We start from the raw sequence: 26,502 nt of genomic DNA on the forward strand, positions 1-26,502 counted from the left end.
TCATGGCCATCTTCAAACCGAAGTACATCACGTTCGACTGCTACGGCACGTTGACCAACTTTGACATGGCGGGCGCTGCCCGCGCCCGCTACCAGGACCGCGTCAGTGCGGCTGACATGCCGGGGTTCATCGAGAGTTTTCGCGGCTATCGCCTGGACGAGGTGCTTGGCGCCTGGAAGCCGTTCCGCGAGGTCATCTGCAACGCCGTCGAGCGCACGTGCAAGCGGTGGGCCGTCGCCTACGATGAGGCCGATGGCCTCGCTATCTACAATGCCGTGCCCACCTGGGGGCCGCATCCCGATGTGCCCGCCGGCCTGTCGGAGGTCGCGAAGGAATTCCCTCTCGTCATCTTCTCGAACGCCGCCAATGCGCAGATCGGCCACAACGTCGAAAAACTGGGCGCGCCGTTTCACAAAGTTTTCACGGCCGAGCAAGCACAGTTCTACAAGCCACGGTACGGCGCCTTCGAATACATGCTCGATGCGCTGAACTGCGGGCCCGAAGATATTCTGCACGTCTCCTCCAGCCTGCGCTACGACCTGATGTCGGCGTATGACCTGGGGATTAAGAACAAGGTGTGGGTCAATCGCGGCCATGAGCCCGCCAACCCCTTCTACGAGTACACCGAGATCAAGAATATCGGTGGTCTGCCTGCCGTCGTCGGTCTATGAAGCTCGCTCCTTACTGGCTCGATACCGCGCCGGCCTTTACAGGCGGGGCAACGGACTTGCCCGCCCGTGCAGACGTCGTGGTCGTGGGCGCCGGCTTTACCGGTCTCTCCGCCGCGCGATCACTGGCGTTGGCTGGCGTGGATGTCGTGGTCCTGGAATCCGGAAGAATTCAAGGCGAGGCTTCCGGGCGCAATGGCGGACATTGCAGTCCCGGCACCGCGCAAGGGTTTGCCGACCTTATCGAGAAGTATGGGTTGGACACCGCGCTGCGCTATACCCGGGCGTATGACGACGCGGTCGAGTTCGTCGAACACGTCATTGCCGAAGAGCGCATCGATTGCGATTTTTCGCGGTGTGGCAAGTTGAAGCTCGCCAGCAAGGCCAAGCACTTTCCCGGACTGGTTCGTAATCACGACGCGCTTCGCCGGCATGTCGGCGCGCCTGTCGAGGTGCTTTCCGCGGCGCAAGTGCGCGAAGAACTGGCATCGGACGCCTTCCATGGCGGGATGCTCGATCCGCGCGGCGCCCAGATGCACATGGGCAAGTTCGGTTCTGGCCTGGCGACGGCTGCAGTGCGTCATGGTGCACGCATTCTCGAGAACACCGCGGTAACCGGCTTGACGCGTGTTGCCGGCGATCAGTACCGGGTCACCACCGGAAAAGGGGAGATCCACGCCGACCGCGTGTTGCTGGCCACCGGACGATCGGATCACGGCCCCTTCGAGTGGTGGCAGCGCCGCATCGTGCCCGTTGGCAGTTTCGTGATCGTGACCGAGCCGATTCCGGATCTGCTCGATCAGGTGCTTCCGCGGCGCCGCAACTACGTCACGAGCCTGAACTTCGGGAACTACTTCCGAACGACGCGGGATCACCGTCTGGTTTGGGGCGGGCGCGCCCGCTTTGCCAAAAGCAATCCGGCTTCCGACAGGAAGAGCGGCAAGATTCTGGAGCAAAAGCTGCAGCAGTTGCTGCCTGCGATGAACGGCGTCCGGATCGATTACTGCTGGGGAGGGCTGGTGGAGGCGACCGCGGACCGGCTACCAGGGGCAGGGCAACACGACGGCCTCTATTACGCTTTGGCCTATAGCGGACATGGCACGCAGATGTCCGTGTATCTGGGCGACCTGATGGCGGACATCGTGCGTGGCGTTCCGCGCAAAAACCCCTGGGCCCGCGAAGATTGGCCTGCAGTTCCCGGGTACGCCGGCCGCAATTGGTTCTTGCCGCTGGCGGGACTGTACTTTCGCTTCAAAGACGCGTTTTATTGATAGATCGTCCTGCGCGCTCTGGCGCGAAGCGTGCGATCCGTCAATCGAAGGACTGGTGATGGTTTTGAAAAAGGCAGGTCGATATGAATAGTCTCATTCTGCGCATGGTCTGTCGGCGCATCGGGATTGGACTAGTCACGCTGTTCATCGTGTGCGCGCTGGTGTTCTTCATGTCCAGCCTGCTTCCCGGTGATGCCGCGCAGATGGCGCTGGGACAAGCGGCGACGCCCGAGACCGTGGCTGCGCTTCGGGCTCAGCTCGGCCTGGATCAACCCGCCGTGTTGCGCTTCTTCACGTGGCTTGGCAATTTCATGACCGGCAACTTCGGCATCTCGTATGCGGGGGGCGTGCCGGTAAAGACCATCGTCGCGCCGCGGATTCCGAACTCCCTGATGCTGGCCGCCGCGGCGACGGCAGCATCGGTTCCCATCGCGCTGTTCCTGGGAATCCTGTCCGCCATGTATAGGGGGTCTCGCCTGGATCGCGTCATCGGGATCGGCACGATGTCGGTGGTGGCCGTGCCCGAGTTCCTGGTCGCCACGTTGGCGGTGCTGATCTTTGCCGTGCAACTGCGGTGGATGTCTGCGCTGTCCTTGGGAGCGGACGTCTCCACGGTCGCGGGGTTCTTCAAGGCGTATGGCCTGCCCGTACTGACCTTGTGCTGTGTGGTGGTGGCCCAGATGGCCCGGATGACACGCGCCGCGCTGATCAATCAGCTGGACGCCGCCTACGTGGAAATGTGCGTCCTCAAAGGCCTGAAGCCCACGCGCATCGTGCTGCGTCATGCCTTGCCCAATGCAATCGGCCCCATCGTCAACGCCATGGCGCTGAGCTTGTCCTACCTGCTGGGTGGGGTGATCATCGTGGAGACGATTTTCTCTTACCCGGGCCTGGCCAGCACCTTGGTCGACGCGGTGAGCAACCGGGATCTTCCCGTCGTGCAGTTTTGCGTGTTGTTCTTCAGCGCGTGCTATCTGTTGCTGTTGTTGGTCGCCGATATCTTTACGATCATCTTTAATCCAAAGCTGCGCTGACATGACGACATTTCTACACCTTCCTCGCTCATGCGGACGCTTCTTCCTGTCGCTTTCCCTGGCCGGCCGGATAGGACTGAGCATATCGGTCTTCTGGATCCTCATTGCGATTTTTGGCCCCTGGATCGCCCCGTACGGCGCACTCGATTTCGGCGACGGGCCCATCTTCGGCACCTGGACTGCCGCGAATCCCTTGGGAACCGACTTTCTGGGCCGGGATCTGCTGAGCCGGATTCTGCTGGGCGCGCGTTACTCGATCGGCCTGGCGCTGGTCGCAACATTACTGGCCAGCGTGTGCGGCACGCTGCTGGCGTTGATTTCTGTGGTGATCGGCGGATGGATTGACGAAGGACTGAGCCGGGTGATGGATTCCCTGCTGATCCTGCCCAGCAAGATCCTGGCGCTTCTGATGGTGGCCATCTACGGTTCTTCGCTGCCCGTGCTGATTCTGACGGCTGCGGTGGTGTACATGCCAGGCGCCTATCGCATTGCCCGCTCGCAAGCGCTGGGTTTGAACGAAATGGAGTACGTCACGGTTTCCCGCCTGAACGGGGAAAGCAAACTGTACATCGCGTGCAGGGACATCCTGCCCAACATGATTCATCCGATGATGGCCGACTTTGGACTGCGCTTCGTCTACAACGTGCTGATGCTCAGCGGCCTGAGCTTTCTGGGGCTGGGCGTGCAGCCGCCCAACGCGGACTGGGGATCGTTGGTACGTGAAAACCTGTCCGGCCTTGCGTCGGGGGCGCCGGCCGTGCTGATGCCTGCGGTCGCCATTGCCACGTTGACGATCGGCGCCAATCTGTTCATCGACAGCCTGGCGATCCGCAAGCGCTCGCGCGCAGGGAGTTAAAGATGACTAATCGCTTGGTTGATGTTGACGATCTGCGGGTCGTCGCCCGCGGCGCCGACGGCCGCGAGCATGAAATCGTCAAGGGCGTGAGCTTTTCCATCAATGAAGGCGAGGTGCTCGCCCTGATTGGAGAATCGGGGTCGGGAAAGACGACCATTGCGCTTTCGTTGCTGGGTTACGCCAAGCCGGGTTGCCGGATAGCGGGAGGCCGAATCCAGGTGGGGAGTTCCGAGGTGACCTCAGCCTCGCGCAAGGAGCTGTATGCGCTGCGCGGCACGCGTGTGGCGTACGTGGCGCAGAGCGCATCCGCCTCCTTCAATCCTTCCCTCAGAATCATCGACCAGGTCATCGAAGGCGTGTGCGTGCATGGGCTGATGGATCGGAAACAGGCGCGTGAAAAGGCGATCGGGCTGTTCCAATCCTTGGCGTTGCCATCTCCTCAGACGATTGGGGATCGATACCCGCATCAGGTGTCCGGTGGGCAGCTGCAGCGGCTGATGGCCGCGATGGCGCTGATGTCCGACCCGCAGGTGGTAATTTTTGACGAGCCCACGACGGCTCTGGATGTCACTACCCAGATCGAAGTGCTGAATGCGTTCAAGCAGGCGATACAAACGCTGCGCATCAGTGCGGTTTACGTGTCGCACGATCTCGCCGTCGTGTCCCAGGTCGCGGATCGGGTGTTGGTCCTGCGCAATGGCGAAATGCAGGAGCAGGGCGAAATCACGACGATCATCGAGGCGCCTTCGCATCCTTACACGCGTAGCTTGATGGCGGCCGCGCTGCCCGTATCGCGGTTGAGCGACGGCGATGCCCGGCACGCCGCGGAGCAGGCGCCCCTGCTCGAAATCCGTGGCATGACCGCGGGCTATGGCAAGCGCAATGCGGCAGGGATGCCCGCCGTGAAAATTCTGGATGATGTCAGTCTGGTTGTCCGGCGCGGCACTACCATGGGCGTGATCGGCGAGTCGGGCAGCGGAAAATCCACGTTGGCCTATGTGGTCGCCGGTTTGCTGGCGCCCGCGAGGGGCGAGGTGATCTTTGACGGCGCACCTTTGCCGGGCGAGCTTCGCGATCGGAACAAGGATCTCTATCGCCGGATTCAGCTGGTGTTTCAGAATGCCGATAAGGTATTGAATCCCTCGCACAGCGTGGCCGAAATTCTGGCCCGCCCGCTCAAGGTATTTGAACGCTGCGCACCCAACCAGATGGCCGCGCGCGTGGCGCGCATGCTGGATATGGTGAAACTGCCTTTGTCGGTGGCGCAGCGGCGTCCCGCCGAGCTGTCCGGCGGACAGAAGCAGCGCGTCAACCTGGCGCGGGCGTTGGCGGCCGACCCCGAACTCATCATCTGCGATGAAGTCACCTCGGCACTGGACACGGTGGTGGGCGCCGCCATTCTGGATCTGCTGGTGGAACTGCGTCACGAACTGCAGATGTCCTACATTTTCATCAGTCACGACATCTCGACCGTCAGAACGACTTGCGATGACATCACCGTTCTGTACCAGGGCCGGAAAGTCGATGAATGCCCGCGGGATGCGCTGCTGACGCAGCCGCGTCATGCCTACACGGACATGCTGATCGACTCCGTGCCGGAATTGCGGCAGGGGTGGCTGGAAGCGGCCAGCGTGCGAATGCGGGACCGCCGGGCGCAGGTGACCGTGCCGGCTTAGGACGGCAAATAAAAAAAGGGGGGCCGAGCCCCCCTTTTCTATTGGCCGCTTACGCCCGCCAGATGGATTCGGCCAGCCGGAATCCCATGTTCATTCCCGAGGGATTCGGCACATAGCCCCGGATGTTCTTGGACATCGCGTCCAGAATCGCCGTGAAGACCGGAATGACGGTGCCCGAACTTTCGTGAACCAGCGTCTGCATATCGCCGTAAATGGCTTTGCGCTTGTCGAAGTCTCCTTCCGCCCGGGCCGAGTCCAACAGCTGATCGAGCTTCGGCTCTTTCCAGTGCGCCTCGTTGGTGCTGGACGTCGACCGATAGAACAGATCGAAGATCATGCCCACATTGGGACGGTTGGAGATTGAACCGTAGGTGATGGGAAACTTGGTCCAGTACGTCGACCAGTAGCCATCCGTGGGCACTTGCCTGACCTTGAAGTTGAAGCCCACCTTGGCGCCGAACGCCTGCAGAAACTGTGCGCCCTCGACAGACGTGGCGATGCCGGGTTGGCAGATCACCTCAAGTGTCTGCCCCGCCAGGCCGCTCTTTTGCATGTGGTACTTGGCTTTGTCCAGGTCGAACGGACGCTGCGGCAGGCCTTCGAGGAAGTAGGGATCCCAAGGGGCGACAGGGTGGTCATTGGCGATGGCGCCGTAGCCCTGCATCACGCCATCAAGCATGCGCTTGCGGTCCTGCATGTAGCGCACGGCCGCGACGAAGTCCTGATTGCCTGCAATGGGATGGTCTTGCCGCAGGATGAGGTCGGTATACAGGGGCAGCTTGTTGACAACCAAGTTGACGTTCTTGCTCCCCTCGACCTGCTTGGCATAGCGGGTTTCGACAAGCGCGCAGATGTCGACGTCGCCGGCGAGGACAGCGTTGACGCGCGCGGCATTGTCGGTAACCCCAAAAATTTCCACCGAGTCCAGATGAGGCAGCCCGCTCTTCCAGTAATTGGGGTTGCGCTTTGCGGAGAACTTGCCGCCAGCCGTGAACGAGTCGATCTTGAAGGGGCCGGTGCCGACGGGCTTGCTGAAGTCGGTGGTTCCATTCTTCACGATGAGGAAGTAGCTGCTCCCCAGCACCGACGGCAGATCGAAGTCAGGTTTGGCGATGGTCAGCGTCAGCTCATGCTTGCCCACCGCCTTGATTTCCTTGAACCCATTGGCGATCGCGATGGCCTTGGACGCCGTTGCGGGATCCTTGTGACGCGACAGGGAATAGACCACGTCCTCGGCAGTCAGCTCCGAGCCATCATGAAACAGTACGCCCTTCTTGATCGCGATGTTCCAGTTTGATCCATCGCTGCTTTCGATGCGTTCGGCCAGCGCGAGGTCAGGCTTCATCGATGCGTTGAATTCGGTCAGCGCGTTGAACAGGCAGAACTGTTTCGTCCAGTCCGCGGAGTGGGCCCCTTTGGCAGGGTCCAGCGTGTCCGATACGGAACTGTTTTGCACTGCGATTTTGACGTTGCCCCCTTTTTTCGGCGTTTCTTGCGCCCAAGAGAGTGAGGGAAACTGGGCCAATGCACCGGCGGTCGTGCAGATGGAGATAAAGCCTCGCCTTGTCGTTTTCATGGTACTTCCCCTTCTATATATGCCTAGCGGTGTCACTGCAGCGGTTTGTGCCACGATCAAGTCTATGAGCGAAATTTCATGTCCTCAAATAAATCTTTCTCGACACTCCATGCGCTTTTGATATGGGCGTTTCGCACCCGCCAAACTCATATCAAAACCGCATGGCCTCCCGCCACATACGAATTTGTCATATGGAATCCCAGTTCTTACACTCGTCTGCAATCACAACACCTCTCGCAATAAGGTAGGCAAGACGATGGGCTTGAGAATCGGAGTTGATATTGGCGGATCGTTCGCTGACTTTGCGGTCCTGGACGAGGCGGATCGCACGATCCGGACCTTGAAGGTCTTCTCGCGCCCGGATGACCCGGGCAGTGAGGTGCTGGCAGGCATGAAGCAGCTGACCGAACGTTACGGGATTGAGCCGTCGGACGTCGCGTACTTCACGCATGGCACAACCGTCGGCGTGAATGCGGTCGTGCAGCGCAAGGGGCTCAAGCTGGGGCTGATCACGACGAAGCACTTCGAAGACGTGTTGGAGATCGCGCGCCTGAAGATCCCCGATATGTACCACCTGAAGTCCAAGCGTCCCGCTCCCCTCATCACGCGGGATCGCGTCGTGGGTGTGGTCGAGCGCATGGCTGCCGACGGCACGGTGGAAACACCCGTGGACGAAGCCAGCGTCCTGGCCGCGGCGAAAGCGCTGCAAGCCGCGGGATGCGAAGGCGTGGTGGTGTCGCTACTGCATTCCTACCGCAACCCTGCGCACGAGCTTCAGGTCAAGGAGCTGATTCAAGGCGCGCTCCCGGGCATGTTCGTGTCGTGCTCGCACGAAGTCTGGCCGATCATCCGTGAGTACGAGCGCACGCTGACCGCCGTCATCGGCGGCTACGTGCAGCCGCGCGTTTCGCACTATCTGACCAGTCTGCAGGCAGCACTGAGCAAATCGGGCGTGGGCGTCGATCTGAAGGTCACCAAATCCAATGGTGGCGTGATGAGCGCGGAGTACGGCAAGAACAACTGCGTGCAGATGATTCTCTCGGGCACGGCGTCCGGGGTGATTGGCGCGGCATACGTATCGCAGCAATGCGGCGTCAAGCGCTGCATGAGCCTGGACATTGGCGGCACCACGGCCGACATGGCGCTCATCATCGATGGCGAGCCTCAGTACGCAACGGGCGAATACATCGGAGACTTCCAGATCCACATTCCGTCGGTGTCCGTATCTTCCGTGGGAGACGGCGGCGGCTCCATCGCGTGGGTTGACCGTTTCGGGGTGCTGAAGGTGGGGCCTGACAGCGCCGGCTCCAATCCCGGACCGGTGTGTTACGGCCGCGGCGGCACGCAGCCCACCATCACCGATGCGTTCGCGGTCCTGGGCGTGATCGGCAATGCGGAGCTCGGCTACAACGCGGTCAAGGTGGACGTGCAAGCCGCTCGCGATGCCATTGCGCCCCTGGCGGAAAAGCTGGGCAAGGATCTCCTGGCCACCGCGGAAGCGATTGTCAACGTGTCCGTCTCCAGCATGTATGCGGGCGTGAGTCGCATCATCTCGCGTTTCGGTGTGGATCCGCGCGAATTTACGCTCATGCCGTTTGGGGGCGCCGGGCCGATGATGGCCTGCTACCTGGCTCGCGCCTTAAACGTCGGGCAGCTGCTGGTGCCGACCACGCCTGGCGTGTTGTCCGCGCTGGGCGGCTTGATCGCCGACTTGAAGAACGATTTTGTGAAGACCACGTACTACGACTTGACCGAGGACACCACCCGGGCGCTGCAGAAGGAAATGCACCTGCTCGAGGCCCAGGCGCGCGAATGGTTGTCCGCCGAGGGCGGAGACCCGGACAAGGCGTCGATTCAAGTGTCGGCTGACATGCGGTACCGCGGCCAATCGTTCGAAATCGACACGCCGCTCAAGCCGGACTGGCTGCGCGATGGCGACATGCGCGAGGTGAGCGCCGCTTTCCACACTGAGCACCGGCGCCTGTATGGCCACAGCGACGAGGCAGCTCCGCTTCAGGTCGTGGCATTGCGTCTGGTCATCACCTCGCATACGCCAAAGCCCCAACTGCGAGAAATCGAACGTGCGAAGGACGCCAGCATTCCGTCCAGGACCGTCGAGGTGTGGCTGGATGGCGCGCTGCGCTCGGTTCCGATGTACCGCCGTGCCGACCTGCTCGCGGGCCACACGTTTGATGGCCCGGCCATCGTGGCGCAGGACGATTGCACCACGACGGTTCTGCCTGGGTACAACGTCCATGTGGATGCGTACGGCAATCTGGAAATCAAGTCTGTGGATCAAGCTGGAGCATAGGTCATGAGTTTCGATAAATCTACCCTGCAAATTTTCGCCAATTACTGCGTGGCGGCCGCGGAAAGCATGGCCTATACCTTGATCCGCACGGCCCATTCGGCCTTCGTCAAGGAAACGGAAGACTTCTCCTGCACGCTGATGACGCCGGAAGGCCTGACGTTCGCGTCGCCCAAGACGCTGGGTGCAACGTGGTATCCCGGTCTGGACTTCGGTTCCGTGATCCAGATGACGGGACCCTTCGAGCCGGGCGATATCGGCATGACGAACGACGCGTACAGCGGCTATGTCGCCACGCACACGCCGGACATCATGATGTGGAAGCCGGTCTTCCACAACGGCGAGCTGATGTGCTTTGTTGGTGGACACATTCACAATACCGATATGGGCGGGGCAGTGCCGGCGTCCCTGTCTCGGACCCTGACCGAGGTTCAGCAAGAGGGCATCCGCTTTCCGCCGTCCAAGATCGTGCGCGCCGGCGTCTTGAATGAGGACCTCGTGCGCCTCATGGAGATCAACGTGCGCGCACCGGAGCAAAACCGGGGCGATCTGAACGCGCAGATTGCGATGTTGATGACGGGTGAGCGCCGCATCCTCGAAATCATCGAACGCTTTGGCGCGGATGCGTTCAAAGAGGGCATACAGGCGCTGCTGGACTATTCCGAAGAGCAGGCGCGCACGCTGGTGTCGGACATACCGGATGGCGACTACCCGTTCGCGGAGTACGCGGATGAGGACTCGGCCAACGGCAAGCCGCTGCGCGTGATGCTGACCCTGCGCGTTCGGGGCGGGGATCTTGAGTTCGACTTTACCGGCAGTGATCCTCAGTTGAGCTCATCGCTGAACATGCCGACAGGGGGCAAGGAGCGGCATGTGCTCGCCCTGGTGGGGCTGAACTATGTGCTCTATACGCTGAACCCCGACCTGCTGCTTAACGCGGGCATGCTGCGTGTCGCCACCTGCGTGTTGCCGGAGGGTACCGTGGTCAATCCGCTTGCGCCCGCCGCGGTGGGGATGCGTAGTCTCACCTGCAAGGTGGTTCAGTACGCCACGATCGGCGCGTTCTCCCGGGCGATTCCTGACCTGATGCCCGCGTCCCCGGCCGGCGGCATGAGCATTGTCAACGTGCGCACCACGTCTTCCGACGGCCGCAGTTTCATCGCCGCCTTGGGTCCTGTTGGCGGCGGCGCGGGTGGCGCGGCCGAGGGGGATGGCTCGGAAGCGTCGGGCGCAATCGTCGCGTTCCTGCGCAACACGCCCGTCGAGATCAACGAAGCCGAAGTGCCTATCCAGATCACGCGCTACGGACTGGTGCCGGACAGCTCGGGAGCCGGGCGGCATCGGGGTGGCCTGGGCACGGTCATGGAGTTCAAGGTGTTTGCGCCCAACTCCATCGTTACTGCCCGAAACCGAGACAAGTCTCGATTCGGATCGTGGGGCGTGCTGGGCGGAAAGGCCGGCGCGGTGTCCCGTTTCACGCGTAATCCCGACACCGCGCACGAAGAAGATCTTGGCGTGAGCGATCTGATTCACTGCCAGCCAGGCGACGTGATCCGTCTGGAGGGTTGCGGTGGCGGCGGTTACGGCCCGGCGTTCGAACGGGACCCGGAGAGCGTGCTTCGCGACGTGCAATGTGGCTATGTTTCGGTGGCCGCCGCTGAATCCGAGTATCAAGTGGTGATCGTCGACGGCCGCATCGACGCCGAGCGCACGCAAGTGCTGCGCCGCCAGGCTGAGAGCAAACGGCCGGCGCAGTATCCGCACTTCGATTACGGCCCTGGCCGGGATGCGTTCGAGCAGTCTTGGACCGCAGAGCGTTACGACTCGTTGACCAGCGTGCTGGCATCGGTGCCGCCGAACTGGCGCCATTTCCTCAAGCACAAGATCTTCAACGAGCTGGAAGTCATGGAAAAGGAGGGCACGGTGCCCGAGAGCGGCGACGTCGTTCGATCCATCTTTGAGCGGGTGCGCAAGCAATACGTCCAGCTGCAGGCGGTTGGCAATTGAGGTGAAGACTTGCGTGCGGCGGTTGCCTTGGCCGTCGCCGTGAGTCCGCCGCCTTAGCGCGTACCGCACATATTTCTTTGAAGAATGCCTTCCGACGACTTTCTGGTCGTCGGCGGGTACCGCTGCGTCTTCATTCTGTTGATCGTTGGCTGATTGATGCGCCTATCGCAAATGCAGGATTCTGCTCAGTCTAAGATGAAACAATCCTTATTGACCATTGAAACCGGCCATACGTTGCCGGAACGGCTGGACGTCGCGGTAATCGGGGGCGGCGCGGCGGGTGTTGCAACCGCCTATGAACTTGCCAAGTTGGGAAAGAAGGTCGGCGTGTTCGAGAAAGGTCGCATAGCCGCCGAGCAGAGCAGCCGCAATTGGGGATGGTGCCGCACGCTTGGTAGGGATACGCGTGAATTGAGCCTGGCCAAGCTCAGCGTTCAACGCTGGTCCGAGCTGTCGTCCGAGATCGACGCCGACGTGGGATTCCGGGCGCCAGGCATCACATTCGTGACGCGAAGCGAATCGGAGTTGGCCGGTTGGCAGACGTGGTACGAGTTCGCGCAACGGTCGGGTGTTGAATGCGAAATGCTGTCCAGGGCACAGGCAAACAGCCTGTACGCGCAGACGGGAGAGCCCTGGATCGGCGGCGTGCGGACCATGAACGATGGCTACGCAGATCCGTCGCGTGCCATCCCGTTGTTGGCCCGGTATGCCGCCACGCATGGCGTGGCCGTTTTGCAGAATTGTGCGGTCAATGATCTCTACTACAGCGCCGGGCAGCTGGCGGGGATCGTCACGGAACGCGGCATCGTTCGCGCGGACTGTGTCGTGCTGGCTGGCGGCGCCTGGTCGTCTTTGTTTTGTCTGAAGCAGAAGGTGGTGTTGCCCACCCTGAACGTCCATTCTTCCGCCTCAAAAACGCGGAATGACTTTCGGCTGCCCTTCAACGGTCCCCTGAAAGCCCCGGAGTTCGCCGTACGCGAGCGCACGGGGGGCGGCTACATTCTGGCAAAAAGCGGCCGGGGTACGGCGCATATCGTGCCCAATAGCCTGCGGTACGGCATGCGGTTCAAGGGGCTGATCGCCAGCCGCCGCAAGAATCTCAATGTACGGTTTGGCCGGGAATTTTTCTGTCAGCTTTGGAACGAATTCTCTTATCTCTATTTGAACCGGTCGCCATTCGTCAATAACCGGATCCTGGATCCGAGCCCTGATATGTCGCTGGTCCGATCTGCCTACGAAGAGGCGCAGCGCGTGTTCCCCGAGTTGGGCCCGGACATGCTGGACTACGCCTGGGGTGGGGCGATCGACAACACGCCGGACGGCATTCCCATCGTCTCCCCATGTGACGCGATACCAGGTCTCTTTCTGTGCACGGGATTCAGCGGGCATGGGTTCAGCAGCGCGACGGGCGCAGGGCGAATGTTGGCACGCCTTATCCACAGCGGCCATCTTTCCGATGAACTCAAACACCTCTCGCATGGTCGATTCCTGTCCGGTGAGGTGTTGGCCCCGAACATCATTTATTGATAGGCAGGGTATGCAGGACACGTAGGAGATTTCAACCGCGGTAATGTGCTTGTCCCGTACTGGCGCCGGCTTTGAATACCAACCGGCGCATCACCGTCGGGCAATAAAAAGGGGAAAAAAACCATGAATTGCAATCGAAGAGATTTTCTGCGAACGGTAGGCGGGTCTGCGGCCATTGCGCTGATGCCATCGGCATTTGGCGCGAATCAGTCTTCTTATCCGGATCGAACGATCCGGCTGCTGGTCCCCTTTTCAGCGGGCAGCAGCACCGATATCGCGGCGCGGACGTGGTCCGAACAGTTGGCGAAGGGCCTGAATCCGGCGTCGGTGGTCGTCGAAAATCGGGCGGGTGCGGGCGGGAACATCGGCGCCGCCGTGGTCGCGCACGCAGCCCCTGACGGATACAGCCTGCTGTACAGCTCTGCAACGACGTACTGCATCAGCCCGTTTGTTTACCCTGACCTTGCGTACAACCCTGAGCGTGACTTTGCGCCGATCGCGGTAACCATCAGCGTTCCCGTCTTTCTGGTGGTCTCCGGGGACAGCGACATCAAGAGCTTTGATGACCTGGTCAAGGCGATCAAGGCCAAGCCCGATCGGCATAGCTATGGTTCAAACGGCGTCGGCACGTCGGGTCACATCGCATGCCGGCGCTTCGCCAGTCTGATCGGGCAGCCCGATCTCTTGCATATTCCCTACAAGAACGGTTCTCAAGGCGTCATGGCGGACGTGATCGGTGGCCGTATCACTTATGCGGTCGATCCCTGGTCGGTGGTGGGTCCGCAGATCGAGTCCGGACGCCTGCGCGCGATCGGCGTCAGCAGCCGCGAGCGGTTGTCAGTTGCCCCCAACGTTCCCACGTTGACCGAACTGCTGGGCCAGGACTGCGTCGTGGTGACATGGAATGGTTTGTGGGCGCCGAAGGACGTATCGTCGGAGATCATCGCCCGGCTGCACGCCGCGATGGATCAGGGACGGGCCGCTGAAGGCCTGGCGGCGCGTTTCGAGCGTCAAGGCACGCCATTGATGCCAAGAATGACGCTTGAGCAGACCGGACAGTTCATGGCTGAAGAGACACAGCGCTGGAAATCCCTGGTCGAACTGACAGGCGTTCGAATCACAAGCTGAAGTCTTTAGGACTTTCGGCATTTTCTATTTTTGAGTCATTCCTATGAGCAACACCATGAGACGTTACCGCGTCGCCGCAATCGCAGGCGACGGCATCGGCAAAGAAGTGATGCCCGAGGGGCTGCGGGTGATGAAAGCCGCCGCGCAGCGCTTTGGCATCGAGCTTGAAATCGTGGAATACGATTGGGCAAGCTGCGACTATTACGTCGAGCACGGACAGATGATGCCCGACGATTGGAAGGACCAGCTTGCCGGCGTTGACGCCATCTACTTCGGCGCCGTGGGTTGGCCGGACACGGTCCCCGATCACGTTTCGTTGTGGGGCTCGTTGCTGAAATTCCGTCGGGAGTTCGATCAATACATCAACTTGCGCCCCGTGCGGCTGTTTGCCGGGGTGCCCTGCCCGCTGGCGGGGCGTGCGCCCGGCGACATCGATTACTTCGTGGTGCGCGAGAACACTGAAGGGGAGTACACGTCGCTGGGCGGCGTGATGTACGAAGGAACGGATCGCGAGATCGTGATTCAGGAGTCCGTCTACTCCCGCCACGGCGCGGACCGCGTCTTGAAGTATGCGTTCGACCTGGCCAATCGCAGAAGCCGCAAGCGCCTGACCGTGGCCACCAAATCCAATGGCATCGCGATCAGCATGCCGTGGTGGGACAAGCGCGCCGACGCGGTGGGTGCTGCCTATCCGGAAGTGTCCGTGGACAAGCAGCATATCGACATTCTGTCGGCCCGGTTCGTGCTCCAGCCTGACCGCTTCGATGTGGTCGTGGCTTCCAATTTGTTTGGCGATATCCTGTCGGACCTCGGGCCCGCCACGACGGGAACCATTGGCCTTGCGCCCTCCGCCAATTTGAATCCGGAACGCGCCTTTCCGTCGTTGTTCGAGCCCGTCCATGGCTCGGCGCCCGACATCTATGGCAAGAACGTTGCCAACCCTATCGCCATGATCTGGTCGGGGGCGTTGCTGCTGGACTTCCTGACTGAAGGTGACGGCGCAGGCCGAGCGGCGCACGATTGCGTGGTCAGCGCTATCGAGACGATTCTGGTGTCCGGTCCGCATACCCGGGATCTGGGCGGTGCTGCCAGCACCACTGAGGTGGGGCAAGCGATTGCCGCGCTAGTCCGTGGGGATCGCTGAGCGGCGATAGCACACGGCAGGCGGCGGTTGTTGCTAACGCACTACCGCTGCCATTGCCAGCGCGTCGAACGAGACCGAGAACGACGCTCCTTTGCCGCCGATCCCGGTTCCCACGCGTATCGTCGCCTGGTGTCTGCCGGCAATGCGGGCGACCAGTGACAGCCCGATGCCGCTGCCCGGCTCGGTCGAGCCCGGCACGCGATAGAACCGTTCGAAGATCCTGCCGCGCTCCGGAAAGGGCACGCCCGGACCGTCGTCCAGGACGGTCAGGGTGACGCGCCCTGCGGTCTCGGCGCACTGGATCAGCACAGTACCGTCGTGCGCGCTGTACCGGCAGGCGTTGTCCAGCAGGTTGCGGACCAGAATTCCCAGCAGGTCCACATGGCCCAGCACGCGGCAGGGCTGCAGATCCATCACCAGGCGCAGACCTTTCTCACTGGCGATGGTATGCAGGTCGCGCGCCACCAGTTCAGTGATTTCTTCCAGCGCGATCGCGGTCATCTGGCTTTCCACATCGCCCGACTCCATGCGGGCAAGGTCCAGCAATTGCTCGACGAGGCGGGCGCTGCGCTGCGTGGTTTGACCCATTTTCCTGAGCTGCGTCTTTAGCTCGGCCATGTCTTCGGTGTGCAGGGCGTTCTCGGTTTGAACTGTCAGCACGGCCAAGGGTGTGCGCAACTCGTGGGCCGCGTTGCTGAGGAAATTCCGTTCGTTCTCCAGGACGGATTTCAGGAGCGCGTGTTGCTGATTGAAGGCGACGATGAGGGGACGCACTTCTACGGGAACCTGCTTTTCGCAGAGCGGGCTGAGGTCGGTGGCGTGGCGTTGCCGCAAGGCGCGCGTGATCGCCGAGACCGGTTTGAGGGTGACGCTGCTGATCACCAGCGCTCCGCCACCCACCGAAAGCACCAGCACCAGGGTGATGATTGCCCCCAGGGTGAAGCGGTCGTTGAACAGCTGTTGATAATGCGAAAGGGACGCCGCGACGACCATCTGCGTTTGCGTTTCCGGGTCGACTTCGGAGTACACGCGCCAGCCATCTCCGTCCACGAACCGCGTGAAAAAACCGTGTTCTCCCAACTGCGCAAGGCGGTCGTGCGGCGCACCCTGCGAGCTGAAGATAGTTCGACCGCTCGCCAGGTCCAGCGCAATCATCACGTGCTTACCCGACGGAGAAAACCATTGCCGGTGCGGCGGGCCGAGGGCGCCTTCGGTCGCAATGTGTCCCGATGCCGCCGCTGCCGTCAGGAGCGCAATCTGCGCGGTGCTCATCAAATCCCTGTCTCGGCCGCCCGTGTTTTCGCGGATGACGTCGGTCCAGTACAACGAGAACTGAATCAGCCAAGATAGCAGCAGTGTGGTGGCGATCCCCAGCAGCAATCGCACGCGTAACGATTTCGGCCCAACCATCTGTGTCTCAGGAATCGTTCCGAAGCCGATATCCAAAACCGTGCACGGTTTGAATCAGATCGCCACCCACCTTTCTACGCAGTTGGTGCACGTAGACCGCCACGGTGTTGCTTCCGGTTGCGCCGCTGGTGCCGTAGACCTCCAGCTCAAGCGTCTCTCTGGAAACAGGGTGGCCGTTGCGCTGGACCAAGGCCTGCAAGGTTCGAAACTCGTGACTGCTCAACAGGACCTCTTTGCCGTGCAGCGTCGCGAAGTGATTGGCGGGGTGCAGGGTCAGCCCGGCACACGACATGACAGGCGCAACATTGCCCTTGCTTCGCCGGACAACCGCACGCATGCGCGCGAGCAATTCCGATACGGGAAACGGCTTGACCACGTAGTCGTCAGCGCCGGCATCCAAGCCCGCGATGCGCTCGCTCAACCGGTCCCTGGAGGTCATGATTATCACGGGCGTGATGTCGTAGCGGGCGCGCATGAAACGCAGTATGTCAAGGCCTGATCCATCGGGTAAGCCCAGGTCCAGAAGCACGACGTCGAAGTTGTGGTCGACGAGCTGCACTTTGGCCACGGCCGCTTCCTGGGCGATCACCACGTCGGCGCCATCACGTACAAGCGTCGTCGTCAATGCTTCGGCAAGCATCGAGTCGTCCTCAATCAACAAGGTTCTTGGCATTCAGCGGTCCAAATTCAATAAGCAGAGCCGAATCATTGTGGGCCAGCGGCTTTAAAAAAATCTTAATGGACCGGCGTGGGATGCGGGCAGGTGAGTCGCCGCATCGCGTGGCTGTCCGTTGTTCCAACGCCACGTGACGCCGGCAGGCGCCAGTCGGTCGTGGGCGGCGGGGGTGGTTAAGAAAAAACTAAAACGAGGTCGCCACAATGAGGAGGACACGGGTGAAAAAGCGCCTGCGTTCCGATTACCTTGAGAAGTCATTTGCGACGCAACAACAATGAAGAATCTAAGAATCTCCGCCAAACTGGCTCTGGCGTTCTCTGCAATGGTGCTGATGATGATCGTGCTTTCGAGCATCAGCTGGTATCGGTCAGGCGTGCAAAGGGATGCCACGGACAGCCTCATCAGCGCCCGCATTCCCATCAACCAGTCGCTGGCAGCCTTACGGGATCAGGTGCGTGTGCAGGGGGTGCAGATGCGCAACCTCTTGATCTTCACTGATGCCGAGCGGGTGGCCGAGGCCCATCGCAGAATCGTGGAAAGCCGCCAGGCGGTCGTCGCCGAATATGAGTTTCTAACGGGGGCGATCACGTCCGAGGAGGGGCGGCGGACGCTGGCGTCGATGAAGGATGCACGAGCCAAATTCGTGGTGAGCGGCGATGCGCTTCTCGATTTGATCCGGAGGGATCAGAAGGCCGAGGCGACGCGCAACCTGATCGATGCCTTCAGGCCGGTTCAGCTGGCCTATGAAGCATTGATTCATGCGCAGATCGAGGTGCAGGCCAGGCTGACGCAAACGAGCAGCGCGTTGGCGGAAGAGGCCAGCGACAGCCTGCGCCGGGATATCCTCTTGAGCGGTCTGCTGGCGGCCGTCATGGGCTCGGCGCTTGCGCTGTTGCTCATTCGATCGATCACGCGTCCGCTGTTGCGCGCGGTCAGGGCGGCCGATGAAGTCGCCGCCGGGGACCTTGGCAACTCGTATGCCGAAGACCGCAAGGACGAAGTCGGCCTGTTGCTGGACGCGCTTGAGCGCATGCGCACGAGCTTGGCGTCGACGGTCAAATCGGTGCGCCACAATGCTGAAAGCGTGGCTGCGGCAAGTGCGCAAATCGCGGCCGGCAACAACGATCTGAGTTCGCGTACGGAAAACCAGGCCAGCGCGCTGGAAGAGACCGCCGCATCGATGGAGCAGCTGGGCACCGCCGTGCGCCAGAACGCCGATAACGCCCAGGCCGCGAACCGGTTGGCGATTGCGGCGTCCGATGTGGCGCAGAAGGGCGGAAAGGTGGTCGCAGAGGTGGTCACGACGATGAATGACATTCGTGACGGGAGTTCGAAGATCTCGGACATTATCAGCGTCATCGACGGCATCGCGTTTCAGACAAACATCCTCGCGCTGAATGCGGCGGTGGAGGCGGCCCGAGCAGGAGAGCAGGGCAAAGGCTTCGCCGTCGTCGCGGGAGAAGTCCGTTCGCTGGCGAAACGATGCGCCGATGCGGCCAAGGAGATCAAGCAACTGATCTCGGCAAGCGTCCAGCAGGTGGAGGAAGGCACAGTCCTCGTGGACCACGCCGGGACGACGATGGCCGAGGTGGTCGATTCGATTCGTCACGTCACGAGCATCATGGCGGAGATCAGCAATGCCAGTGCAGAGCAGAGCACGGGCGTCGGCCAGGTGGGACAAGCGGTCATGCAGATGGACGAAGTGACGCAACAGAACGCAGCGCTCGTCGAAGAGATGGCCGCCGCAGCAAACAGCCTGGCCGATCAGGCGTCCGCGTTGGTGCGCACCGTGGCGGTCTTCAAGCTTGGCGCTGCGGGTGAGCGGGCCGCTTCCGCCGTCGATGGCATGGGGGCGGGGCGGTCGGATTCGCCTCGCGGCGGCGATTCGCGCCCTCGCGGCGCGGCCGGTGTCGAAGTTTGGACAACCTGCGACTGACGTGGGATTCACCGCTTCGTAGCGTTTGGCGAAGGCGGCCGGTCCGGTAGGCATCGCGTCCAGAAAGGCGCCTGCAAACTTCTCATGGATGTCCGGCATCTGCATGACGCGCTTCAGATGCTGCGAAAGCGTCATGGTTAGAGTTTTGCGGGTTCCGGAGTCGGCGCTGGATTGCCATCCCCCGCGGCTGGATCTGCGAGCCTTCGCTCAAGGCGCTGGAATGCTGGTGTTCGACAGCATCATGTCGGCGATATCCAGCATCACCCGCAAGCGATCCATGTGCCGCAGGTCCTGGTGGTAGCCGACCCATATATCCCGCGTGGGTGGTTCATCCGGCGTGTGCAGGCGCTGCAATCCGGGAACTGCATCGCCTAGCGGCCGTGGCAGCACCGCGATGCCCACACCCCTCAAACACATCTGCGCCTGCACCGAACGATTCGTGCTTGTGAACGCGCGCCGGCAGCGCGGAAACCTCTCCAGCACCCAAGCCACATCGGGGAAATGCGACTGGGCGGTGTTCATCAGAATGACGCCCACTGATGCGGGATCCTCCTGCAAGGCCTGGGCGGTTGCCGCCGACGCATAGACGCCATATGACATGCGCATCAGACGGCGCTGGACAATATCCGGTTCGGTGAAAGGCACGATGCGAAAGGCCACGTCGGCCTCCCGCCGTGAGAGATCGAGTAAGCGATGGCTGGCAATCACTTCCGGCACGACAGCGGGATGGCGGTGGGTCAACTCGACCAGGACGGGCGCCAGGACATAGCCGGCGAACCATTCCGCGGAAGAGATTCGCAGGATGCCTTCCAGGCGCTGGTCGTTGCCGGTCAGACGCCTTTCCATGGATAGCGCGGAATCTTCCATGGACTCCGCCAGCGCCCGCACGTTGTCACCGGCATCCGTGAGCACCAGGCCATCCTTTGTTCTTCGAAAGAGTGCCTGCTTGGCTTTCTCCTCAAGCACCTTGATGCGGCGACCCACTGTCGGATGACTGACGTTCAGTGTCCGGGCCGCGCCGCCGAAGGATCCGCTGCGAGCAACCGCTAGAAAGATGCGAACGTCATTCCAATCCATGCCAATCCATTGCGTACAAAAATGTACGGAAAATATACATGGATGTCAGTGTCCGAACAACATTGTTCAGAGGATCATGCGTTCCATGAAATGTCCTGGCGAACCGTTGCGCTCACGCTCAGGCACATCTGATTTGGAGCCTCAAGCTATGAATATTGAACCCCGCCACGTTGCAGGCGCGCTCGAAGCAGCGCTGGCGTCATCCGAACGCGCGGCTGGGAAAGCCGCCGCTGATCCCCGTCGCTGGCTCGCTTTGGCCGTGCTGTTGACTGGCACGCTCCTGCCGCCTTTGGACTTCTTCATCGTCAACGGGGCGCTGCCCGCCATACGGACCGACCTGCAAGCTTCTTCCGACGTCTCGCAGTTGGTGATCTCGGTGTATGCCGCCGCCTATGCCGTCACGCTGATCCTGGGAGGTCGTCTGGGGGATCTTTATGGCCGCAAGCGCGTGTTTATCGCGGGCATGCTCGGCTTTGGCGTGGCGTCCGCGTTGTGCGGCCTGGCGCCGTCCCCGGGCATGCTTGTCGCCGGCCGGCTGCTGCAAGGGATATCTGCCGCGATCATGGCGCCGCAATCATTGGCATCGATACATGCCATCTTTCCGGCAAGCGAAAAGAATCGCGCGCTGAGCCGATATGGTGCGACTTTCGGCTTCGCCTCGGTGGGGGGGCAATTGCTTGGCGGAGTGCTGGTTTCGACGAGTCCGTGGGGACTGGGGTGGCGCAGCGTCTTTTTGATCAACCTTCCCATCATCATCGTTGCCATTCCAGCTGCAATGAGGTTGCTGCGAGAAACTCGTGACGAACATTCGCCACGCCTGGACGTGCCCGGCGCGGTGCTGCTGGCGATAAGCTTGCTGGCGCTCGTGGTTCCGCTTATCGAAGGGCAGCAACATCATTGGCCCTGGTGGTGCATCGTGCCGCTGGCGGTGAGCATGCCGTTGCTATGTCTCTTCTGGAAGTACGAACGGGCAGAGGAGCGCGCCGGCAGAACTCCACTGGTCCTGCCATCGCTTCTGGCCGTGCGCGGGTTACGACGCAGTTTGGCATCTACGTTCCTTTTCTATGCGCTAGCCGCGTTCTTCCTGGTGTTCGCCGTGTACGAACACGCCGGCCTGGGCCACGACGCGATGACAGCCGGCCTGGCCATCCTGCCGCTTGGCGTCGGGTTTTTTCTTGGTCCGCTGTGCAGCCCGCACATCGCTCGGCAAATAGGCTCACGCACCGCCGGGTTCGGCATGGTTCTGGAGGTGCTCGGTCTCGTCATGGTCGCAGTGTTGGCGCTGGCCAGTGCGCCGTCCTGGCTGGGGTTGCCCTTGTTTTTGATTGGCGCCGGGCAAGGCATCGCCCTTCCTGCGTTGGTGCGCTTGAACGTGGACCATGTGGAAACACGCTGGGCCGGGTTGGCCTCGGGCTTGGTAAACGCCACATTGCAGATCAGCGCTGCAGTAAGCGTCGCCTTGGTCGGCGGTCTATTCATCGCGATCGCGCCTGATGGGGCAAGCGTTCAGGACGTGCAGCTTGGATTTGCGGTGGCCTCATTGGCGATAGCCGCATCACTGGCGCTGGCCGCCGCATTAAGTTGGAAACGCCAAGAGATATGAAAGATCGAGAATCCTTTTGCATCATGGATGCATGCTTCCGAGAGAACCCTCTGCTATGGACACTGCTTTGAAGAATTCCTTGCCAGGTCTTGCCCATAAGCGGGCGCTTGTCACCGGCGCTGCGCGTGGCATCGGCGCGGCCATTGCGCTCAAGCTGGCCGAAGACGGCGCGGACGTCGCTATTACGTACGAGAAATCAGTGGGGAAAGCCGAGGCGCTGGCTGCCGAGATTCGCGCCCTCGGCCGCAACGCCGTCGCGATTCAGGCCGATGCTGCCAGCCCTGACGCCGTGAAGGCCGCGGTAGATAGGACCGTGGATGAACTGGGGGGCCTGGACATCCTCGTCAACAACGCCGGCGTTTTGATTTCAGGCCCGTTTTCCGAGCAGTCGCTGGAGCAGATATGCCTGCAGCTGGACGTCAATGTGCGCGGCGTGTTCATGACCACCCAGGCCGCGCTGAAATACCTTCCTGATGGCGGCCGCATCATCACGATTGGCAGCAATGCCGGCTTGTCGGTGCCATTCGCCGGCATCGCAGTCTATGCGGCGACCAAATCCGCGATGGAGAGCTTTACGCGCGGACTTGCGCGTGAGCTGGGGCATCGTGACATCACCGTCAATCTTGTCCGCCCTGGCCCCATCGACACGGACATGAATCCTGCCGACGGCCCCCTCGCCGCATCCGTCTTGCCAAGCTTGTCTATTGCCCGCTACGGAAAGACCAGGGAGGTCGCCGAAGCCGTCGCCTTCCTGGCGGGGCCGGGCGCCGCATATGTCACCGGGTCGGGAATTCTTGTCGATGGCGGCATAAGCGCGTGATGCGGTCTTTTGCTGGGATGCACGAGGTAATGATGTGGCGGTGGCGGCCGCAGAAGCTGCTTCCCGCATGGGCAACAGCTTCCTGTTCCGGTTGGCTGCCGCATTCTGAGCTTGCCAGATGCCTGTCGATTGTCTACTTGGATCGGAGTGACCCGAGATGTGCGTCAATCCACGACGCGACATCGGTGACCGGAATCCCTTTGCGCTGATTGAACGTCCCGCCCTTGTCCCATGACATACCCCTGCCTTGCGCAAAGGCTGCGCGGTATTTGCGCATCATGTTCTGCGGGTCGCGCGCCAGTTCATCCAGCAAATACTCGACGCTCCAAGCCGAACGCTTGAATGGACGCCCGAGGCCCGCTTGCAGCTTGTCGGCGACTTCACCGTACGTCACGGTGTCGCCGGCAAGATACACAATTTCGTTACGGATACGAGGCGTGGCGAAGACGATTTCGGCGGTCAGCGCGCCAATGTCCTCGGGGGTCGTCAGCGTTACGGCGGTGTCGAGGGTACCAAGCGCATGGACGGCATCGTTCTGCAAATCAACGACTCCGAACTCAGGCTCAAAAAGGTAGCTCATGAACATGCCGGTCGAGATGATGACCCACTCGGTCTGCCGCTGACTGCGCAATAGTTCGCGCACGTCCAACTGAGCGTCGAAAATGTCTTGCGGACCTCCACGACCGATCACGTCAAAATCGACTCCGAATTGCCAAGGGAAGTACCGCGGAATGCGTGCCTGCAAGGCGGCGCGGGCGAGCTTCATCGGAGTGTCGATTCCCGCTGCGTAGCCGGCACAACCAATCACAGTGTCGTACCGCGCGAATACAGCCGAGAGCTCGTCGATGGAGCTCTTAACAAGATCGCCTGACACGACCTCAATCCCGAGGTCTCGGATCTCCGCGATATCATTTCGCTTGTTTGGCTCGCGCGATTCGATGGCGCTCGCGCGCAATAGCACGTTGATCCTTGCGCCCTCGACGTCTTTGGCTTTGCGCGCAAGATTGCGCAGCACCGGAAGGCCGAGTTCGCCTGCCCCGAGCACCAGAATGTTTTTAGACGTAGCGTCAAGGTCTGTTTGGTTCATGATGAAGCCCACTTACGATTGCGTTGAGGCAGTCTAGCAATGCTTCATCGTGGATGTAAGAAGGCACACGCGTGATACTGGGAGCTGGATGCGATGGATCGAGACGAAATTCTCCGATACTCACAGACCGTTTGTGACGGCCTGCGGGATGATGACGATGGGCTGCGGCGAGAGGTACTCGCACATGCCGGAAGCCGCTGGTCTCTGGGTGTTGTCCACACGCTCGGCGTGTATGGAAGGTTGCGGCATGCCGAGATCGGCAGGCGCATGCATGGCGTCACGCAACGTATGCTGACGCTGACCTTGCGGCAGCTCGAGCGGGACGGCTTGGTGCTTCGGCATGACTTCGGAGAGGTGCCCCCAAGAGTCGAGTACGAACTCTCCGATACGGGCATGGAGTTGCTCGTCCGCATGGTTCCGTTGTGGACCTGGATTGTGGAAAATGCGGACCGCTTCCGGGAATCGCGGCAAAATTTCGACAGGCTGCAGAGCGCGGAGGGGAAAAGCCGCTCTGCATGAGTTGATTCCGCGATTTCCGTCTCGGCCAGGGTGTGGTCGAGATGTCGACGAATCAGCGCGATAAGTGCGGCACTCGGGGGCGCGTGCCCGGCTCAAAAGTCATAAAGCCGCGCCGCGTTATCGACCAGGATCGCCTGCTTCTCCGCTTCGCTAACCCACGCGCAGAACGCTGACAGCTGTTCGCCATCGTCAATCGGATGCAGCGGTTCGCTGCGATCACGCGTGCGGGCCACGCCCGGCCAAGCCCCCGAATGCGGCCAGTCGGTGCCCCACAGCATGCGATCAAGCCGCGTATCGGTCAGCGCTCGTGCGATCTCTCGCGCCTCGATGGGCGGGCGGCCATCTTGCCAGACCGTGAGGCGGTACGGGGCAGAGAGCTTCACGTACACATTGCCTGACGCCACCATCTCCAACAGCGCATCGAACCCGGGCTGGCCCGTGCCGGCAACAGCGCTAGCCAGTGCGAAATGATCGATCACCACAGGCACAGGGCAGTCGCGCAGCGCGGGCGCGAGCGCGGTGACGACCGGCAGCGTGGTGTAGATCTGCACGTGCCAACCCAGGTCGACAACCTGTTCGGCTGTTCGCGCCAGCGCATCGCGCGCGATGGCCGGATCCTGCTGGCCGAATGATTGCAGGTTGACGCGTGCGCCTCTCACGCCCGCCGCATGCAGCGCCCGCAAGCCGTCGCGCGAGATATCGGGCGCCAGGACCGCGACGCCGCGGGATGCATGGCCTGCCTCATTCAGGGTGGCAAGGGCGTCGGTCATGCACCGATTGTCGGTGCCTTGCGGGCTGGCCTGCACGACGACAGCGCGGTCGATCCCAAGCGCCGCGTGCAGCGCAAGCAGATCATCGGTCGACGCAAGCCCCGGCATGAACACGCGGTTTTCGGCCAGCGGGTAGCGGTCGAACGGACCAAAGATATGCACATGGCAATCGCAGGCGCCGGGCGGAACTGTGCCGGTGACCGGGCTGTGACGGACGCCCAGCACGGTGCGCGGGTCGTCGGAAGAGGCGGCAAGCTGGGTACGGCTCATGGGATGCTCGGGAAGATGATGGGGAAGGGCGTGAACACGGCCGCGCTCAGGGGTTCTGCTTGATGCCGGCTGTCTGGATCAGCCGCACCCATTTGTCGCGATCGGCCTGGTAATAGCGGGTGAAGGCCGCCGGGCTGTCATCGGAAAGCGCGTAACCCTGCGCCTCCAGCTTCTCGCGCACATCCGGCAGGCGAAGCACACGACGCACTTCCGCGTTCAGCGCGTTGACGACGTCGGGGGGCGTGGCGGCGGGTGCAAGCAGGCCGAGCCAGGTCGCGACCTCATAATCCTTCAGGCCCGCCTCTGCCGTGGTCGGCAACTGGGGCGCGAAGTCAACGCGCGCCTTGCTCGTCACGGCCAGGGCGCGCAGGCGCTGGTCCTTCATGTAGGGCAGGGCCGTCGAGGCGTTGGCGAACATGAACGGCAACCGGCCCGCCAGCATTTCGGTGATGCAGGCTTGTTCGCCCGCAAACGGGATGCTGTGCAATTCGATGCCCGCCGTCTGGGCAAACAGCACGGCCGCCATATAGGGCGAGGTGCCGATGCCGCCCGAGCAGAAATCGATCTCGCCCGGCGCAGCCTTGGCCTGGGCGATGAGCTCCTGGACGGAGTTGGCGCGCAGCTTCGGCCCGGCCAGCAGCACTTGCGGCGCACTGCCCACCAGCGCCACGCCGGTGAAGTCCTTCATGGGGTCGAACGTTGTCACGTTCTGCAGCGTGGGCGCGACGGCGACTGTCGTCTGGCTGGCGAGCAGCAGGGTGTTGCCATCGGGCCGCGCGCGGGCCACGTAGGCCGCCGCGATCATGGAGGCGGCGCCGTTCTTGTTTTCGACCATCACGGCGCGCCCGCCCACCTGCATGTGCTGCGCGACGATGCGGGCCACGGTGTCGGGCGCGCCACCCGGCGGCGCACCGACGACGATCCGGATCGTGCCGCCCGCCGGGGTCTCGGACAGCGCGGGCGCTGCGCAAGCCAGCAAAGCGCTTCCCAGCAGCGGCGCGAACAGGTTAGCCAGCAGCCTGCGTGGGTGTGCGCCAGGTTTCGTTTGCATCGGTGTCTCCTCGCTGTATTGCCGTGCGCCGCATCCAGGCCGCGCCGGCTGTTGTGATGTTGGAGCCAGTGTCCGATGCGCCGGTTGA

The 26,502-nt window shown here is 61.8% G+C and carries 21 protein-coding genes; 14 read left to right on the plus strand and 7 right to left on the minus strand.

What is annotated here, in order from left to right; all coding sequences use genetic code 11:
• Positions 1 to 2: 2 nt before the first annotated feature.
• The 5 genes from AC6CIE_RS16385 to AC6CIE_RS16405 all read left to right on the plus strand — a co-directional run bounded on the left by AC6CIE_RS16385 (position 3) and on the right by AC6CIE_RS16405 (position 5,505).
• A complete protein-coding gene (locus AC6CIE_RS16385; RefSeq protein WP_175156046.1) occupies positions 3 to 671 on the plus strand; it encodes a haloacid dehalogenase type II in 669 nt (222 codons plus the stop codon).
• Positions 668 to 1,939, plus strand: coding sequence for an NAD(P)/FAD-dependent oxidoreductase (locus AC6CIE_RS16390; protein ID WP_498092879.1), 1,272 nt, complete (start codon positions 668 to 670; stop codon positions 1,937 to 1,939). Before AC6CIE_RS16385 ends, AC6CIE_RS16390 begins: the two co-directional genes overlap by 4 nt.
• A gap of 83 nt (positions 1,940 to 2,022) precedes the next feature.
• The gene (locus AC6CIE_RS16395; protein ID WP_498092881.1) at positions 2,023 to 2,973 is read left to right on the plus strand and encodes an ABC transporter permease; all 951 of its coding nucleotides are present in this window, start codon (positions 2,023 to 2,025) and stop codon (positions 2,971 to 2,973) included.
• A 1-nt stretch (position 2,974) separates the two neighbouring features.
• Positions 2,975 to 3,829, plus strand: coding sequence for an ABC transporter permease (locus AC6CIE_RS16400; RefSeq protein ID WP_498092883.1), 855 nt, complete (start codon positions 2,975 to 2,977; stop codon positions 3,827 to 3,829).
• A 2-nt stretch (positions 3,830 to 3,831) separates the two neighbouring features.
• Complete coding sequence (locus AC6CIE_RS16405) at positions 3,832 to 5,505, plus strand: ABC transporter ATP-binding protein (protein ID WP_498092885.1); 1,674 nt, start codon at positions 3,832 to 3,834, stop codon at positions 5,503 to 5,505.
• Positions 5,506 to 5,554: 49 nt separating this feature from the next.
• Here AC6CIE_RS16405 and AC6CIE_RS16410 read toward each other — a convergent pair whose 3' ends face one another.
• Complete coding sequence (locus tag AC6CIE_RS16410) at positions 5,555 to 6,961, minus strand: ABC transporter substrate-binding protein (RefSeq protein ID WP_498092887.1); 1,407 nt, start codon at positions 6,959 to 6,961, stop codon at positions 5,555 to 5,557.
• Positions 6,962 to 7,337: 376 nt separating this feature from the next.
• Between AC6CIE_RS16410 and AC6CIE_RS16415 the strand changes: the two genes are divergently transcribed.
• The 5 genes from AC6CIE_RS16415 to AC6CIE_RS16435 all read left to right on the plus strand — a co-directional run bounded on the left by AC6CIE_RS16415 (position 7,338) and on the right by AC6CIE_RS16435 (position 15,195).
• The gene (locus tag AC6CIE_RS16415) at positions 7,338 to 9,392 is read left to right on the plus strand and encodes a hydantoinase/oxoprolinase family protein (RefSeq protein WP_498092889.1); all 2,055 of its coding nucleotides are present in this window, start codon (positions 7,338 to 7,340) and stop codon (positions 9,390 to 9,392) included.
• A gap of 3 nt (positions 9,393 to 9,395) precedes the next feature.
• Positions 9,396 to 11,396, plus strand: a complete 2,001-nt coding sequence (locus AC6CIE_RS16420; protein ID WP_498092891.1) for a hydantoinase B/oxoprolinase family protein — start codon at positions 9,396 to 9,398, stop codon at positions 11,394 to 11,396.
• Between the two features lie 195 nt (positions 11,397 to 11,591).
• Positions 11,592 to 12,923, plus strand: a complete 1,332-nt coding sequence (locus AC6CIE_RS16425; RefSeq protein ID WP_498092893.1) for an NAD(P)/FAD-dependent oxidoreductase — start codon at positions 11,592 to 11,594, stop codon at positions 12,921 to 12,923.
• A gap of 123 nt (positions 12,924 to 13,046) precedes the next feature.
• Positions 13,047 to 14,051 (plus strand): Bug family tripartite tricarboxylate transporter substrate binding protein, encoded by a 1,005-nt coding sequence (locus AC6CIE_RS16430; protein ID WP_498092895.1) that lies wholly within the window; start codon positions 13,047 to 13,049, stop codon positions 14,049 to 14,051.
• Between the two features lie 55 nt (positions 14,052 to 14,106).
• Positions 14,107 to 15,195, plus strand: coding sequence for a tartrate dehydrogenase (locus tag AC6CIE_RS16435; RefSeq protein WP_498092897.1), 1,089 nt, complete (start codon positions 14,107 to 14,109; stop codon positions 15,193 to 15,195).
• Between the two features lie 33 nt (positions 15,196 to 15,228).
• On the opposite strand, the gene AC6CIE_RS16440 is transcribed toward AC6CIE_RS16435, so the two are convergent.
• A complete protein-coding gene (locus AC6CIE_RS16440; protein WP_498092899.1) occupies positions 15,229 to 16,581 on the minus strand; it encodes an ATP-binding protein in 1,353 nt (450 codons plus the stop codon).
• 31 nt (positions 16,582 to 16,612) lie between these two features.
• Positions 16,613 to 17,278 (minus strand): response regulator, encoded by a 666-nt coding sequence (locus AC6CIE_RS16445; RefSeq protein ID WP_498092901.1) that lies wholly within the window; start codon positions 17,276 to 17,278, stop codon positions 16,613 to 16,615.
• A 277-nt stretch (positions 17,279 to 17,555) separates the two neighbouring features.
• Between AC6CIE_RS16445 and AC6CIE_RS16450 the strand changes: the two genes are divergently transcribed.
• Complete coding sequence (locus tag AC6CIE_RS16450) at positions 17,556 to 19,217, plus strand: methyl-accepting chemotaxis protein (RefSeq protein ID WP_498092903.1); 1,662 nt, start codon at positions 17,556 to 17,558, stop codon at positions 19,215 to 19,217.
• 207 nt (positions 19,218 to 19,424) lie between these two features.
• Here the strand turns inward: AC6CIE_RS16450 and AC6CIE_RS16455 are convergent, their stop codons facing one another.
• The gene (locus AC6CIE_RS16455; RefSeq protein ID WP_279970733.1) at positions 19,425 to 20,294 is read right to left on the minus strand and encodes a LysR family transcriptional regulator; all 870 of its coding nucleotides are present in this window, start codon (positions 20,292 to 20,294) and stop codon (positions 19,425 to 19,427) included.
• Positions 20,295 to 20,442: 148 nt separating this feature from the next.
• Between AC6CIE_RS16455 and AC6CIE_RS16460 the strand changes: the two genes are divergently transcribed.
• Positions 20,443 to 21,897 carry an MFS transporter gene (locus AC6CIE_RS16460; RefSeq protein ID WP_498092905.1) on the plus strand — a complete coding sequence of 485 codons (1,455 nt, stop codon included), beginning with the start codon at positions 20,443 to 20,445 and terminating at the stop codon, positions 21,895 to 21,897.
• Between the two features lie 79 nt (positions 21,898 to 21,976).
• Positions 21,977 to 22,717, plus strand: a complete 741-nt coding sequence (locus AC6CIE_RS16465) for an SDR family NAD(P)-dependent oxidoreductase (RefSeq protein WP_498093385.1) — start codon at positions 21,977 to 21,979, stop codon at positions 22,715 to 22,717.
• A gap of 133 nt (positions 22,718 to 22,850) precedes the next feature.
• On the opposite strand, the gene AC6CIE_RS16470 is transcribed toward AC6CIE_RS16465, so the two are convergent.
• Complete coding sequence (locus AC6CIE_RS16470; RefSeq protein WP_498092907.1) at positions 22,851 to 23,804, minus strand: aromatic alcohol reductase; 954 nt, start codon at positions 23,802 to 23,804, stop codon at positions 22,851 to 22,853.
• Positions 23,805 to 23,897: 93 nt separating this feature from the next.
• Here AC6CIE_RS16470 and AC6CIE_RS16475 point away from each other — a divergent pair, with 93 nt between their 5' ends.
• Positions 23,898 to 24,323, plus strand: coding sequence for a winged helix-turn-helix transcriptional regulator (locus AC6CIE_RS16475; RefSeq protein WP_218342934.1), 426 nt, complete (start codon positions 23,898 to 23,900; stop codon positions 24,321 to 24,323).
• Between the two features lie 92 nt (positions 24,324 to 24,415).
• On the opposite strand, the gene AC6CIE_RS16480 is transcribed toward AC6CIE_RS16475, so the two are convergent.
• Together AC6CIE_RS16480 and AC6CIE_RS16485 are read right to left on the minus strand one after the other, a co-directional pair.
• On the minus strand, positions 24,416 to 25,363 hold the full coding sequence (locus tag AC6CIE_RS16480; RefSeq protein ID WP_498092909.1) for an amidohydrolase family protein: 948 nt from the start codon (positions 25,361 to 25,363) through the stop codon (positions 24,416 to 24,418).
• A gap of 46 nt (positions 25,364 to 25,409) precedes the next feature.
• On the minus strand, positions 25,410 to 26,414 hold the full coding sequence (locus tag AC6CIE_RS16485; RefSeq protein ID WP_498092911.1) for a tripartite tricarboxylate transporter substrate-binding protein: 1,005 nt from the start codon (positions 26,412 to 26,414) through the stop codon (positions 25,410 to 25,412).
• Positions 26,415 to 26,502 lie beyond the last annotated feature (88 nt).

It is taken from the genome of Achromobacter sp. GQ309, assembly GCF_059759315.1.